Source organism: Pseudomonas sp. RC10-4-2, assembly GCF_050433085.1.
GTDB lineage: Bacteria > Pseudomonadota > Gammaproteobacteria > Pseudomonadales > Pseudomonadaceae > Pseudomonas > Pseudomonas aeruginosa.
Genome location: NZ_JBNPXX010000008.1, coordinates 173,417 through 185,720 on the forward strand (window position 1 = coordinate 173,417; position 12,304 = coordinate 185,720).

Here is a 12,304-nt window from a genome sequence, read left to right on the forward strand (position 1 = left end):
ACGATCTCCGGCGCCCGGAATGCAGGTCCTCCCCGATGCGCCGGCTACCGATATCCCGGCCCTCTCCCACAGGCGGGAGGAGGGCATCCGGTGCCCGGAAGGTACGTTCTGCGGTAGGGCGGATAACCGCGAAGCGGTTATCCGCCGTTGCGCACCTGTGACGCGTCGCTCACCACTTGTAGCTGACGCTGCCCACCACGCTGCGCTGGTCGCCGTAGTAGCAGTAGTAGCCGTCGCAGGACGCCAGGTAGTCCTTGTTGAACAGATTGTTGGCATTGACCGCCACGCTGACGCCTTTCAGGCTGCCGTTCAATTGGCCCAGGTCGTAGCGCACGGCGGCGTCGTACAGGGTGTACGAGCCGGCGTAGCCGTCGTAGGTGTTGGCCTGGTCGCCGTAGGTCGAGCCTACGTAGCGGGCGCCGGCACCCACGCTGAAACCGTTCAGCGTACCCTCGTGCCAGGTGTAGTCGGCCCATAGCGAGGCCTGGTTGCGCGGCGCCTGTTGCAGGCGGTTGCCTGCGTACTGGCCTTTTTTCACTTCGGTGTCGGTGTAGCTATAGGCGCCGATCATCTTCAGGTTGTCGGTGACGTTGCTGGTGGCTTCCAGCTCTATCCCGGAGACCTTCACTTCGCCCGTCTGCGAAGTGACCGGCGTGCCGCCTATGTTCTGCGACACGCTGACGTTCTCCTGGCGCAGGTCATAGACCGCGGCGGTGAACAGCGAGTCGGAGCCCACCGGCTGGTACTTCACACCGATTTCCCATTGCTTGCCTTCGGTCGGCTTCAGCGAACTGGTGCTGTTCATATCGGCGCCAGTGGTGGGCTGGAACGACTCCGCATAGGAGATGTAGGGCGCCACGCCATTGTCGAAGATGTAGCTGAGCGCCGCGTTGCCGCTGAACTTCTTGTCGCGGCTGGTATTGGTGGCGTCGCCCTTGTTGTAGAAGGTGGCCCCGGTGTGCACCCAATCCTCGCGACCGCCGAGGGTCAGGCGCCAGTTGTCGAGGGCGATCTGGTCCTGGACGTAGAGGCCGGTCTGGTAGGTCTTCTGCTTGTAGTCGTAGTACGCGTCGGAACGCGGCGGCTTGGGAATCGGCTGGCCGTAGATCGGGTTGTTGATGTTGGTCGGCGGTACATTGAAGCCGAAGATCGAGGTGTATTCGTTGGTGGTCCGGTTGTGGTCCAGGCCCAGCAGCAGGGTGTGGCGCAGCGCGCCGGTGTCGAAGTCGGCCTGGAAGTTGTTGTCCACCACGAACTGGCTGACGTCTTCGTCCACTGATGTGCTGGTGCGCTGCAGGGTACCGTCGTCGCTGGCGGCAGCGTAATAGCTGGCTGGGGTCAGCGCCTGGAACGACAGGTCGTTGCGCAGGTAGCGCAGGTTCTGGCGGAACTGCCAGACATCGTTGATCCGCCGCTCGAAGGCGTAGCCCAGCCAGTAGTAGGTGCGGTCGTAGTATTCCCAGTCCGGATCGCCGAGGTTCTTGTGATGGGAAACCTTGCCGAACGGCGCGTCGTACTTGGTTCCGCGTAGCGGCAGGAACTGGCTGGTGATGCCGGTATCGTCGCGGTTGAACTGGCCGAGGAAGGTCAGCCTGGTGTCGTCGTCGATGTTCCAGGTCAGGCTCGGGGCGATGTTGTAGCGCTTGTCGTCGATATGGTCGACCTGGGTGTTGCTGTCGCGCACCACGCCGGAGACGCGATAGAGAAAGCGTCCCTCGTCGTCGAGCGGGCCGGTGCTGTCGAAGCTGACCTGCTTGTGGTTGTAGTTGCCGACCTCGGCCTTCACCTCGTGACTGGCGACGTTCTGCGGACGCAGGCTGACCATGTCGAGCATGCCGCCCGGCGGGGTCTGGCCGTAGACCGAGGAGGCCGGGCCGCGCAACAGGGCGACACGCTCCAGGTTCCAGGTTTCCAGTTTCGGGTTGTTGTAGACGCCGACCGCCATCGGCAGGCCGTCGAGGAACTGGGTCGGCTTGAAGCCGCGCACCTTCAACCAGTCGGAGCGGGTGTCGCTGCCGAAGCTGCTGGCGACGACGCCGGGCATGTAGCGCACCGCGTCGTCGAGGCTGTGCACGGCGCGGTCGGTCATCTGCTGGCGGGTCGCCACCGAGATCGAGCGCGGGGTCTCGAGGATCGGCGTATCGGTCTTGGTGCCGGTCATGCTGCGCTTGGCCACGTAGCCGCTGGTCGGCCCCAGTGGGTCTTCCTCGGCGCCGCTGACCGTCATCGCCTGCAGCGACAGGGTGTCTTCCGGCACCTTGCGCAGGCTGTAGGTGCCGCCGGCATTTTCCACCAGTTCCAGGCCGCTGCCCTTGAGCGCTTCGCGCAATGCGCCGGGCGCGTCGAAGCGACCTTGCACGGCGTGGGCGCTGCGTCCTTCGGCGAGCGCCGGATCCAGGGTGAGGACCAGGCCGGCCTGGGCCGCGATGCGGTTCAGGGTGCCTGCCAGCGGCCCGGCGGCGATGCGGTAGTCGCGCACGCTGGCCTGTTCGGCCGGGGCGGCGTGGAGGAACGGTGCGGGAACGGCGAGGGCGATGGCTAGGGCGAGCAGGCCGGGACGGAACGTCGGGCGGGGCATGTGCGGGGCTCCTGGATGGAAACGAGTCTCAATGCCTCCTTGCCGGACGAGTCGGAAAAAGTGATAGGGCCGGCGGGAAAAATTTTTCGCCGGCCCGTTCGGTTCAGCGTGGCACCACTTCGAACCACCAGGCGTTGTGCCTCACGCTGCGCACCGGCAGGCTCGGCTCCAAAGCCTGAAGGGCGAGGCGGGTGTCCTTCAGCGGGAAACTGCCGGTGACGCGCAGGTCGGCGATGCTCGGGTCGACCTGCAGCAGCGCCGGCGAATAGCGCCCCAGTTCCGCCACCAGGTCGGCCAGCCGGGCGTTCTCCACCACCAGCATGCCTTGTGCCCAGGCGCCGGCCAGAGCCGGGGCCGCTTCGCTGGCCTGCAGGCCTTGCGGCAGGATCAGCACCTGCTGGCCTTCCTTGATCACACGCTCTTCGCTGAGCGTTTCCGCGCGCGCGGCCACCGCCGACTGCAACACGGTGAGGCGCGTGCCGGGTTCCTCGCGGCGCACCAGGAAGCGCGTGCCGAGGGCGCGCATGTCGCCATCGGCGCTGCTGACCACGAAGGGGCGCGGGTCGCCATGGGCGGTTTCCACCAGGATCTCGCCGGCCAGTAGCACGACCTGGCGGCGTTCGCCGTCGAAGCGGACGTCGATGGCGCTGCGGCTGTTCAGGCGCACATGAGTGGCATCCGGGAGGGTCAGCTCGCGCTGCTCGCCGGTGGCGCTGTAGGCATCGGCCAGCAGGTAGCGGACCGGGACGTAGCGGTTGGCCACGCCGAGCCCGACGCCTAGCGCCAGCACTAGCCCCAGGGCGCTGCCGCCGAGCCGGCGCAGGCGGCGCTTGAAGCGTGCGTTGCCGGACAGCAGGGCGTTGCGCGCCGGCCCGTTGGCGGCTCTCGCCAGGTGCCGGTCGAGGCCGCCGAGCTGTTCCCAGGCGCGTTCGTGTTCGGGATGCGCCGCGTACCAGCGGTGGAAGGCGCGGTGATCGTCGGGATGGGCTTCGCCGGAGTCGAGCAGCAATTGCCAGGCGATGGCTTCGTCGAGCACCCGCGCGCGTACCGGCGAATGACGATCGTCGGCGCTCACCGGGGCTCTCCGTAGAGGGCGATGTAGCACTGGCGCAGACCCTGGGCCAGGTATTGGCGCACGCGTGGCACCGAGACTCCGAGACGCTCGGCGATCTCCGCGTGGGGCATGCCGTCCAGGCGGCTATAGAGAAACGCGCTACGCGCCTTCAGCGACAGCGTGCCAAGCAGGCGATCGATCTCGCGGAGGTCCTCGAGAATCAGGTACTGCTCTTCGGCCGAAGGCTGCTCCGCTTCCGGAACCAGCGCCAGTTCGGCGAGATAGGCCTGTTCAAGGGCGGCGCGGCGGAAGTGGTCGATCATCAGACCGCGCGCCACCTTCGCCAGGAACGCGCGCGGTTCGCGCAGGCCGGGCAGCTCCGGGCGGCCGAGGAGGCGAACGAAGGTGTCCTGGCTGAGGTCTTCGGCGCGCTGGCGGCAGCCGAGGTTGCGGTTCAGCCAGGCAAGCAGCCAGCCGCGGTGGTCCCGGTACAGGCTACCCACGAATTCGCTGTTGCTGACGTCACCCGCCGACACGACCGCTCCCCATCCCGAAACGGGATTGAATGGAAAAACGAGAATTATTCGCAAATGATCGCAAAGTGCGACTATCCCTGCAATTGGCGTCCGTCGGGAAGCCACTTGAGTCGTCCCGCTGGTTTGCCGGAGGATCGGTGTTCCCATAACAAGAACAGGAGTCTCGCCGTGGCCGAACCTTTGCTGATCATCGGTTCCTATCTGTCCCCCTATGTGCGCAAGGTGCTGGTGCTGCTGGAACTGAAAGGCATCGCCTACCGCATCGACCCCATCGTGCCGTTCTTCGGCGACGAGGCCTTCGAGCGCCTCAGTCCGTTGCGCCAGATTCCGGTGCTGGTGGACGGTGACTTCGTCCTCAACGATTCCAGCGTGATCTGCCAGTACCTGGAGGAGCGCTACCCGCAGCCGAGCCTGTATCCCGTCGACATCGGCCAGCGCGCCCAGGCCCGCTGGCTGGAGGAGTACGCCGATTCGCGGCTGGGCCAGGTGATCATCTGGCAGTTGTTCCACCAGTTGGTGATCAACCGTGGCATCTGGCAGCGCGAACCCGACCAGGCGATCCTGCAACGCACCTACGACGAAGACCTGCCATCGATCTGCAACTACCTGGAAGGGCGGGTCCCGCCGAGCGGCTGGCTGTGCGGCGAGCTGTCCATCGCCGATGTCGCCGTCGCCTGCCTGTTCCGCAATGCCCAGTTGGCGCGCTACCAGGTCGACGGCGAGCGCTGGCCGCGCCTGGCGCGCCTGTTGGCTGACGCTTTCGCCCTGCCGGCCTTCCAGCATCTGGCGCGTTTCGAGAAGGCCACCGCGCAGACCCCGGTCGCCGAACAGCGCCAGGCGCTGCGCGAGGCCGGCGCGCCGCTCAGCGCGACCAGCCACGCCCGCGAGCGGCCGGTGCGCGGTCCGATGAGCCGCTGAGAGGGAGTGCGGGCGGCGCCCAGGGCGCCGTCCTGATGAAGCGCCATTCAGCGCCTCGATAAGACCTTCGCGGCGCTGGTGGATCCAGCGTCCGGGCATATTTTATATAGACCAGTCTATATAAAACGGAGGCCGCACCGTGATGAACGTCCCCGAAGGGTTCCAGCCGCTGTTCCGCAGCAGTCCGTTGCTCGACCTGCTCGGTCCTTTCTTCTGCCGGCAGGACGCCCAGCGCCAGTTGGTGGTGGCGCTGCGCATCGACGAAAAGCACTGCAACCACGGTGGCACCGCCCACGGCGGCCTGCTCTCGACCCTGGCCGACGTTGGCCTCGGCTACGCCATGGCGTTCTCCCGCGAACCGCCGCAGCCGATGGTCACCGTCGGCCTGCGTCTGGACTTCTGCGGGGTCGCGCGGGTCGGCGACTGGCTGGAGGTGCATACCCGGGTCGACAAGCTCGGCCAGCGCATGGCCTTCGCCTCGGCCCGGCTGCACAGCGGCGAGCGCCTGGTGGCCAGCGCCAGCGGCGTGTTTCATCTGCCCTGAGGCTCGGGCATGCTTGCCCGGTCGTCTGCCGTGAGTTGGGGAGTCAGGTTTGCCGAAGAAGTCCAATGCCGCCGAACGGATCGTCCATGCCACCGCCTCGCTGCTGGCCAGCCGCGGGTATTTCGGCACCGGGCTGAGCGACATCATCGCTCGCGCCGAGGCGCCGAAAGGCTCGCTCTATCACTATTTCCCCGAGGGCAAGCCGCAGATCGCCAGCGCCGCGATCGGCTTCGTCGCCGACGAGGTGGCGTCCTTCCTCGACCGCGCCGGGACCCAGGCCCCCCATGCGCGCAACGTCCTCCGCCAGTTCACCGCGACCCTGCGTGGCTGGCTGGAGCATTCGCGTTTCGAAGAGGCCTGCCCGGTGCTTTCCACCAGCCTGAGCATCGACGCCGAGCTGGCCCCGGTGCACGCTGAATGCCGCCGGGCGCTCCGCGCCTGGCACGCCAGCATCGAGCGTGCGTTGCGCGCCGACGGACTGGCGGAAAAGCTCGCCGCCTCGCGTGCCTGGCTGATCCTCGCGGCGCTGGAGGGGGCGGTCGCGGTGGCCCGCGTCGAGCGGTCGTTCCAGGCGCTGGATGCGATCGAGGAAGAATTGCAGGCGCTACTGCCGGCCTAGGCGGGTGTCGCGCCCAGGCCGGCCAGGTATCCGTCAGTGCTGCACGCTGTCCACCGCGATCGCTTCGCCGGAAACTTCGTGGTAGGCCGTGCGGCGCTTGGCCAGGGCGTAGTGGATCAGGCCGGCCAGGCCGGCGCCGAAGAACCAGGAGAACGGCGATAGCTCGGCGAATGCCGGCAACAATGCCAGCAGGGTGGAGATGATCGCCGCCGGGACGAACGCGGCGATGGCCCGCGGGTTCACCCCTCCCGCGTAGTGATAGGCGCCGGCGCGGCTTTCGGTGTACAGCTCCGGCAGGTTCACCCGGCCTTTCCGCACCAGGTAGTAGTCGACCATGATGATCCCGTACAGCGGGCCGAGCAGCGCGCCGAGGCCGCCGAGGAAGTAGAGGATCACCCCGGGGCTGTTGTACAGGTGCCAGGGCAGGATCAGCACTGCGATGGTCGCGCTGATCAGCCCGGCGCGGCGGAAGTTCAGCAGGTTCGGCGCCAGGTTGGTGAGTACGTAGGCCGGGGCGACGAAGTTGGCCATGATGTTCACCGCCACGGTGACGATCAGCAGCGCCAGGCTGGCCAGCACCAGGAAGAGGGTGTCGGGGATCGCGGCGACGATGTCGGTGGGGCTCTGGATGAGCTGGCCGTCGATCCTGAACTGGGCGCCGGCGAGGACCACCGCGAATAGGCCGAACAGCAGGATGTTCACCGGCAGCCCCCAGAAGTTGCCGACGCTGATGGTGCGGCGGTCCGGGCAGCCGCGGGCGAAGTCGCAGAAGTTCAGGATCATGGTGCCGTACAGGGTCACCCAGAACGCCGCGCCGCCGAAGATCTTCAACCACATCTGCGAACCGCTCATGGGTTCGCCGCTGGACCAGGCGATGGAGGCGCCGGCGCGCAGGTACATCCAGGCGGCGAGGGCGGCGACGGTGAGCAGGATCACCGGTCCGGCGAAGGATTCGTAGCGACGCACCATCTCCATGCCGTACGCGAAGATCAGCAGTTGCACGCACCAGATGGCGACGAAGGTCGCCCAGCCCAGGCTCGACAGGCCGAGGATGGCGTCCTGGTCGTAGGCTGCGAGCCCCGGCCAGATCGCCGTCAGCAGCACGCGCAGGACGATGGAGGCGAGATAGGTCTGGATGCCGAACCAGGCGATGGCGATCACCGCGCGGATCAGCGCGGGGAGTTGCGCGCCGTGGATGCCGAAGGCGATGCGGCACATCACCGGGTAGGGCAGCCCGGTCTTCTGGCCCATGTAGCCGGACAGGTTCATCAGCCCGTAGACCATCAGCGCGCCCAGGGCCAGCGCGGCGAGGATCTGCGCGCCGCTCATGCCGAGGGCGAAGAGGCCGATGGCGAAGGAGTAGTTGGCGATGTTGTGCACGTCGTTGGTCCACAGCGCGAACAGGCTGTAGCGTCCCCAGCGGCGCCCTTCGGCCTTGGTCGGGGCGAGATCGGCGCTGTACAGGCGCGGGCTCAGCGGCGGCAGTTCGGGGCCGGCGTGATGGCTGGCGCGGGGCAGGCAATCGAGACTGGCGGGAGTGCCCAGGTCCAGGCGTGCCGCCGAGAACTCCGCTGCGCGCAGCCCGGCGCGTGGCAGGCAGTCGAGACTGGCCGGAGTGCCCAGGTCGAGCAGCGAGGCGGAGAACTCGGCGCTCCGCTGACCGGCGCGCGGCAGGCTGTCGAGGCTTTCCAGGGTGCCGAGGTCGAGCAGCGAGGGAGAAAACTCGCGGGGCGAGGCGGGCGGCTTCGGGGGGCTGGACATGGCGGTCTCCTCCGGCAGTCGGAAGAACTCGGCGCGAGGTCGGGTTCGTCTGTTGTTTTTGTATACAAGAATTTCGAAGATTTAAGCCAGTTATGTGCCAACCGATCCTCGACCGAATTTTCCGCGCTCTGCGGAAACCGGCCTTTCGGCGGCAAGCCCCTGAAACCGCTTGGGAAAAAGCTGTCGCTTCGATCAGGTAAGAATTTCGAACCGATTCATAGGCTTATGCAGACGGACGAGGGAGAGGGAAAAAAAGCGGGACGCCAGGAGGTCGCATTGGGAAAATTGTGCACAATAATTGTGCCCAGTGTTACCGCCGCGCCCGTCGACGGTGCGCGGCGCGAGGCTCAGCCCGTCCGGGAAATATCCAGGCCCTTCAACTGCCCGATCATCCACGCATGGGCGTCACGCCCGACATGCTGGACGTGGCTGTAGAGCCGCAGCACGTAGGGTGGAATGTCGAACGGCGCGGGATACAGGGCGAGGCCGGCGGCGTCCGCCAGGGCCCGTGCGGCATGTCGCGGAGCGGTGAGCAGGAAATCGGTGGAGCCTGCCAGGAACAGCGCCGCCAACACCGTCGGCAGTTGCACCGCCACTTCGCGACGCAGGCCGGAGCGGGCCAGCAGCCGGTCGATCACCCCGCTGTCCTCGTTCCACGGCGTCACCACCGCATGCCGTTCGGCCAGGTAGCCCTCCAGCGTCGGCGCCCCGGCGAGGCGCGGGTGGTCGCGCCGCGCTACCACCACGTAGCGGTCGGCGAACCAGTCATGGGCCTGGATGCCTTCGGGCAGGCGCTCGTGTTCCTCGTCGTAGCCGAGGGCGAAATCGATCCGCCCGCTGGCCAGGGCCTCCACCGACAGCTTGCGTTCCGCATTGACCAGGCGCAGGCGCACTCCGGGCGCGCTGTGCTGCAGGCGGTTCATCAGCGGCGGAAGCAGGGCGAAAGCGGTGTAGTCGGTGGCGGCGAAGACGAAGGTGCGCTGGCTCTGTCCCGGTACGAACGGCCGCCACTCTTCCAGCCCCTCGCCGAGGGCGCGCAGGGCGGCGGCCACCGCAGCGGCCAGGTGCTCGGCACGCTGGGTCGGCTGCATGCGGTTGCCCTGGCGCAGGAACAGCTCGTCGTCCAGCCCCTGGCGCAGGCGCCCCAGCGCATGGCTGAAGGCCGAGGCGCTGATCGCCAGTTCGCTGGCTGCGGTGCCGACGTTGCGGTGGCGATACAGGGCGTCGAAGACAAGCAGGAGGTTGAGATCGAGGCGGCGCAGCAGGGGATGCATGTTATTCAGTTGCCGATGAGAAGAATGCACTTCATGCATCTTAGCAGTCGCACTAGGATGGCCGGATCCCCCACCGGAAGGTTGCCCATGACTCTCGAAATCCGTCCCGCCGTACCGGCCGACGCCGAACAGATCCTTGCCTTCATCATCGAACTGGCCGACTACGAGCGCGCCCGCCACGAGGTGGTCACCGATGTCGAAGGCATCCGCCGCAGCCTGTTCGCCGAAGGCTCGCCGACCCGCGCGCTGATGTGCCTGAGCGAGGGCCGGCCGATCGGCTATGCGGTGTATTTCTACAGCTACTCGACCTGGCTGGGGCGCAACGGCATCTACCTCGAAGACCTCTACGTCACCCCGGAATACCGTGGCGTCGGCGCCGGTCGCCGGCTGCTCCGCGAGTTGGCCCGCGAGGCCGTGGCCAACGACTGCGGACGCCTGGAGTGGAGCGTGCTGGACTGGAACCAGCCGGCCATCGACTTCTACCGCTCCATCGGCGCGCTGCCGCAGGACGAGTGGGTGCGCTATCGCCTGGATGGCGAGGCGTTGCGCAAGATGGCGGAGTAGCTGGCGGCAAGCCGACGTTGATGCCGGGGGAGTGTGTGGGGGTAGGGCGAATAGCGCCTGGCGATATCCGCCAGTTTCTCACCGAGGACGCCTGGCGCCTGCCGAGTCATCGCCACCGGTATCCATGCCGCTCTCCCGTAGCGCTGTAGCGTTGTCCCGCAGGAACGCCCACAGGCGTTCCGCTACCGGGCCCTGCGCGCGATCGCGCCGGCGCGCCGCCACCACCTCTTCGCTGCGTCCTGGCAGATGCGGCCCGGCCAGAGCGAGCAGGCGGCCGTCGGCCAGTTCCTCGTCGACCAGGAAGTCCGGCAGGTGCCCCCAGCCGAGGCCCTGGAGGATCACCTCTTTCTTCGTTCGCTGGTCCGGCACGCTGCACTGTCGCGCGCCGGCGAGCATGAAATAGTCCGTCGGCGGAGAATGGCGGGCGCTGTCGCGCATCACACACTGGGCGAAGGGGCGCAGTTGTTCCGGGCGCACCGGTCGCGGCGGAGGATCGCCGAGCAGGCCCGGCGCGATGACCGGGACCAGCCCGACCCTGCACAGGTCGAGCCATTCCAGGCGTGGGTCGGACTTGTCCACGCGATGCAGGATCAGGTCGGCCTCGCCGTCCAGCAGGCGCTCCAGCGGGCCGCTGACGGTTTCGAACAGCAATTGCAGGCGGGTCTGCGGCTGGCTGCCGAAGAACCCTGCGAGCAGCGCCAGGGCCGGGCGCGGCGGGCAGAGGTCGCCCAGTACCACGCGCAGCTCGCTTTCCTCGCCCTGGGCCAGGTGCGCGGCGTGGTCACGCAGCCCTTCCAGTTCGTAGAGCAGGGCCTGGGCACGCTGGTGGAAGGAGCGACCGGCGGCGGTCAGGCCGACCCGGTAGCCGCCCCGTTCCAGCAGCACCAGGCCGAGCTGGCGCTCCAGCCGGGCAACGGCGGCGAACACCGCCGGATGGGAGCGGTGCAGGCGCTGTGCGGCGGCCTGGAAGCCGCCGGCGTCGACCACCGCGTCGAAGCATTGGAGGTCGTGGAGGGTGAAGTCGTGCATGTCAGCTTCCCTGACAGAGTCGTTCCATTCTTTGTAGTTTTTCCCAGGGACCGTCGCAACTAGCCTGGCGTGCATGGCAATCACCCTGACCCCGGAGGCTCCCATGGGCAACCTGTCTTTTCTCGCTACCAGCGACGGCGCCAGCCTCGCCTATCGCCTGGATGGTGCGGCAGAGAAACCGCTGCTGGCGCTCTCCAACTCCATCGGCACCACCCTGCACATGTGGGATGCGCAACTCCCGGCACTGACCCGGCACTTCCGCGTCCTGCGCTACGACGCCCGCGGCCATGGCGCCTCCAGCGTGCCGCCGGGGCCCTACACCCTGGCCCGGCTGGGCGAGGACGTACTGGAGCTGCTCGACGCGCTGGAGGTACGGCGCGCGCATTTCCTCGGCCTGTCCCTGGGCGGGATCGTCGGCCAGTGGCTGGCGCTGCATGCGCCGCAGCGGATCGAGCGGCTGGTGCTGGCCAACACCTCGGCCTGGCTCGGCCCGGCGGCGCAGTGGGACGAGCGCATCGCCGCGGTGCTGCAGGCCGAGGACATGAGCGAGACCGCCGCGGGTTTCCTCGGCAACTGGTTTCCGCCGGCGCTGCTGGAGCGCGCCGAGCCCGTCGTCGAGCGCTTCCGGGCGATGCTCATGGCCACCAACCGGCACGGCCTGGCCGGCTCCTTCGCGGCGGTGCGCGATACCGACCTGCGCGCGCAACTGGCGCGGATCGAGCGGCCGACCCTGGTGATCGCAGGGGCGTACGACACGGTCACCGCCGCCAGCCACGGCGAGCTGATCGCCGCGTCGATTGCCGGGGCCAGGCTGGTTACGCTGCCGGCGGTGCATCTGTCGAACGTCGAGTTCCCGCAGGCGTTCGAAGGCGCGGTGCTGAGCTTTCTCGGCGCAGGCTGATTACGCTATCGTCGCGCCTTTTCCCTCGGCGCAGGAGCCGACATGAACGAGCCGGGCAGTTTCATCTGGACGTGGTACGGGCAGGATGAGCATCGATGGGTCCTGCTCAGCGCAGAGGCGTTCCTGGCGCTCGATTTCCTGGCCCTTGACGGTGCCATGCAGAGAGAGACCATCGGCAGTTGCCCGGGCTGCTCTACCTGGTCGGAGAAGGTCGTGCCGTTGCACGAGTGGCTCGAAGGCTGTCCGGGTCACCAGGCCGGGAGTTTTCGCGATGCCTTGAGGCGTGTCTGGGCGCTGTGCAACGAGCTGCCCGAGGAAGCGCTGGGCTGCTTCGACTTCGACATCTATGCCCACCCCGGATGGCAGGCGGTACGTCGAGAGGCCCGGGAGGCGCTGCGGCAGAACGGTTGGGACAGCATCCGTAGCCACGCCGAGGAGCTGCGCGACGACTGTTGGGAGCGTGTGCATGGCTACCCGAAGAAATGAAAAAGCCGCCCCTCGGGGCGGCTTTTCGTTGCGCTGCGGC

Annotated in this window: 12 protein-coding genes; 6 read left to right on the forward strand and 6 right to left on the reverse strand. The window is 67.5% G+C overall.

Annotation, left to right across the window (positions count from 1 at the left end):
• Positions 1 to 169 precede the first annotated feature (169 nt).
• From fiuA to FHW81_RS28545, 3 genes are all read right to left on the reverse strand, one after another.
• A complete protein-coding gene (gene fiuA / locus FHW81_RS28535) occupies positions 170 to 2,578 on the reverse strand; it encodes a TonB-dependent ferrichrome receptor FiuA (protein ID WP_060774153.1) in 2,409 nt (802 codons plus the stop codon).
• A gap of 103 nt (positions 2,579 to 2,681) precedes the next feature.
• Positions 2,682 to 3,653, reverse strand: coding sequence for a FecR domain-containing protein (locus FHW81_RS28540; RefSeq protein WP_003113263.1), 972 nt, complete (start codon positions 3,651 to 3,653; stop codon positions 2,682 to 2,684).
• On the reverse strand, positions 3,650 to 4,168 hold the full coding sequence (locus FHW81_RS28545; protein WP_003084762.1) for an RNA polymerase sigma factor: 519 nt from the start codon (positions 4,166 to 4,168) through the stop codon (positions 3,650 to 3,652). Before FHW81_RS28545 ends, FHW81_RS28540 begins: the two co-directional genes overlap by 4 nt.
• 168 nt (positions 4,169 to 4,336) lie before the next feature.
• Between FHW81_RS28545 and FHW81_RS28550 the strand changes: the two genes are divergently transcribed.
• The 3 genes from FHW81_RS28550 to FHW81_RS28560 all read left to right on the forward strand — a co-directional run bounded on the left by FHW81_RS28550 (position 4,337) and on the right by FHW81_RS28560 (position 6,249).
• Positions 4,337 to 5,086 (forward strand): glutathione S-transferase family protein, encoded by a 750-nt coding sequence (locus FHW81_RS28550; protein ID WP_003105233.1) that lies wholly within the window; start codon positions 4,337 to 4,339, stop codon positions 5,084 to 5,086.
• 139 nt (positions 5,087 to 5,225) lie between these two features.
• Positions 5,226 to 5,630: a PaaI family thioesterase gene (locus FHW81_RS28555; protein WP_003118845.1), complete on the forward strand. Its 405-nt coding sequence runs from the start codon at positions 5,226 to 5,228 to the stop codon at positions 5,628 to 5,630.
• Positions 5,631 to 5,679: 49 nt separating this feature from the next.
• A complete protein-coding gene (locus FHW81_RS28560) occupies positions 5,680 to 6,249 on the forward strand; it encodes a TetR/AcrR family transcriptional regulator (RefSeq protein ID WP_003084771.1) in 570 nt (189 codons plus the stop codon).
• Between the two features lie 33 nt (positions 6,250 to 6,282).
• Here FHW81_RS28560 and FHW81_RS28565 read toward each other — a convergent pair whose 3' ends face one another.
• Together FHW81_RS28565 and FHW81_RS28570 are read right to left on the reverse strand one after the other, a co-directional pair.
• On the reverse strand, positions 6,283 to 8,010 hold the full coding sequence (locus tag FHW81_RS28565; protein WP_079760223.1) for an NCS1 family nucleobase:cation symporter-1: 1,728 nt from the start codon (positions 8,008 to 8,010) through the stop codon (positions 6,283 to 6,285).
• Between the two features lie 347 nt (positions 8,011 to 8,357).
• Complete coding sequence (locus FHW81_RS28570; RefSeq protein WP_003117923.1) at positions 8,358 to 9,284, reverse strand: LysR substrate-binding domain-containing protein; 927 nt, start codon at positions 9,282 to 9,284, stop codon at positions 8,358 to 8,360.
• An 87-nt stretch (positions 9,285 to 9,371) separates the two neighbouring features.
• Between FHW81_RS28570 and FHW81_RS28575 the strand changes: the two genes are divergently transcribed.
• Entirely contained in the window at positions 9,372 to 9,848 is a 477-nt protein-coding gene (locus FHW81_RS28575) for a GNAT family N-acetyltransferase (protein WP_003084777.1), read from the forward strand.
• A gap of 78 nt (positions 9,849 to 9,926) precedes the next feature.
• Here FHW81_RS28575 and FHW81_RS28580 read toward each other — a convergent pair whose 3' ends face one another.
• Positions 9,927 to 10,877, reverse strand: coding sequence for a LysR family transcriptional regulator (locus FHW81_RS28580; protein WP_003142707.1), 951 nt, complete (start codon positions 10,875 to 10,877; stop codon positions 9,927 to 9,929).
• 103 nt (positions 10,878 to 10,980) lie between these two features.
• On the opposite strand from FHW81_RS28580, the gene pcaD reads away from it, so the two are divergent.
• Both pcaD and FHW81_RS28590 read left to right on the forward strand, forming a co-directional pair.
• A complete protein-coding gene (pcaD, locus tag FHW81_RS28585) occupies positions 10,981 to 11,778 on the forward strand; it encodes a 3-oxoadipate enol-lactonase (RefSeq protein ID WP_031688819.1) in 798 nt (265 codons plus the stop codon).
• 42 nt (positions 11,779 to 11,820) lie between these two features.
• The gene (locus FHW81_RS28590) at positions 11,821 to 12,264 is read left to right on the forward strand and encodes a hypothetical protein (protein WP_003105223.1); all 444 of its coding nucleotides are present in this window, start codon (positions 11,821 to 11,823) and stop codon (positions 12,262 to 12,264) included.
• The last annotated feature ends 40 nt before the right edge of the window (positions 12,265 to 12,304 follow it).

Coding starts and splice junctions, on each gene's coding strand:
- fiuA (WP_060774153.1), bottom strand. CDS start 2,578: ATGCCCCGCCCGACGTTCCGTCCCGGCCTGCTCGCCCTAGCCATCGCC.
- FHW81_RS28565 (WP_079760223.1), bottom strand. CDS start 8,010: ATGTCCAGCCCCCCGAAGCCGCCCGCCTCGCCCCGCGAGTTTTCTCCC.
- FHW81_RS28570 (WP_003117923.1), bottom strand. CDS start 9,284: ATGCATCCCCTGCTGCGCCGCCTCGATCTCAACCTCCTGCTTGTCTTC.
- FHW81_RS28575 (WP_003084777.1), top strand. CDS start 9,372: ATGACTCTCGAAATCCGTCCCGCCGTACCGGCCGACGCCGAACAGATC.
- FHW81_RS28580 (WP_003142707.1), bottom strand. CDS start 10,877: ATGCACGACTTCACCCTCCACGACCTCCAATGCTTCGACGCGGTGGTC.
- pcaD (WP_031688819.1), top strand. CDS start 10,981: ATGGGCAACCTGTCTTTTCTCGCTACCAGCGACGGCGCCAGCCTCGCC.
- FHW81_RS28590 (WP_003105223.1), top strand. CDS start 11,821: ATGAACGAGCCGGGCAGTTTCATCTGGACGTGGTACGGGCAGGATGAG.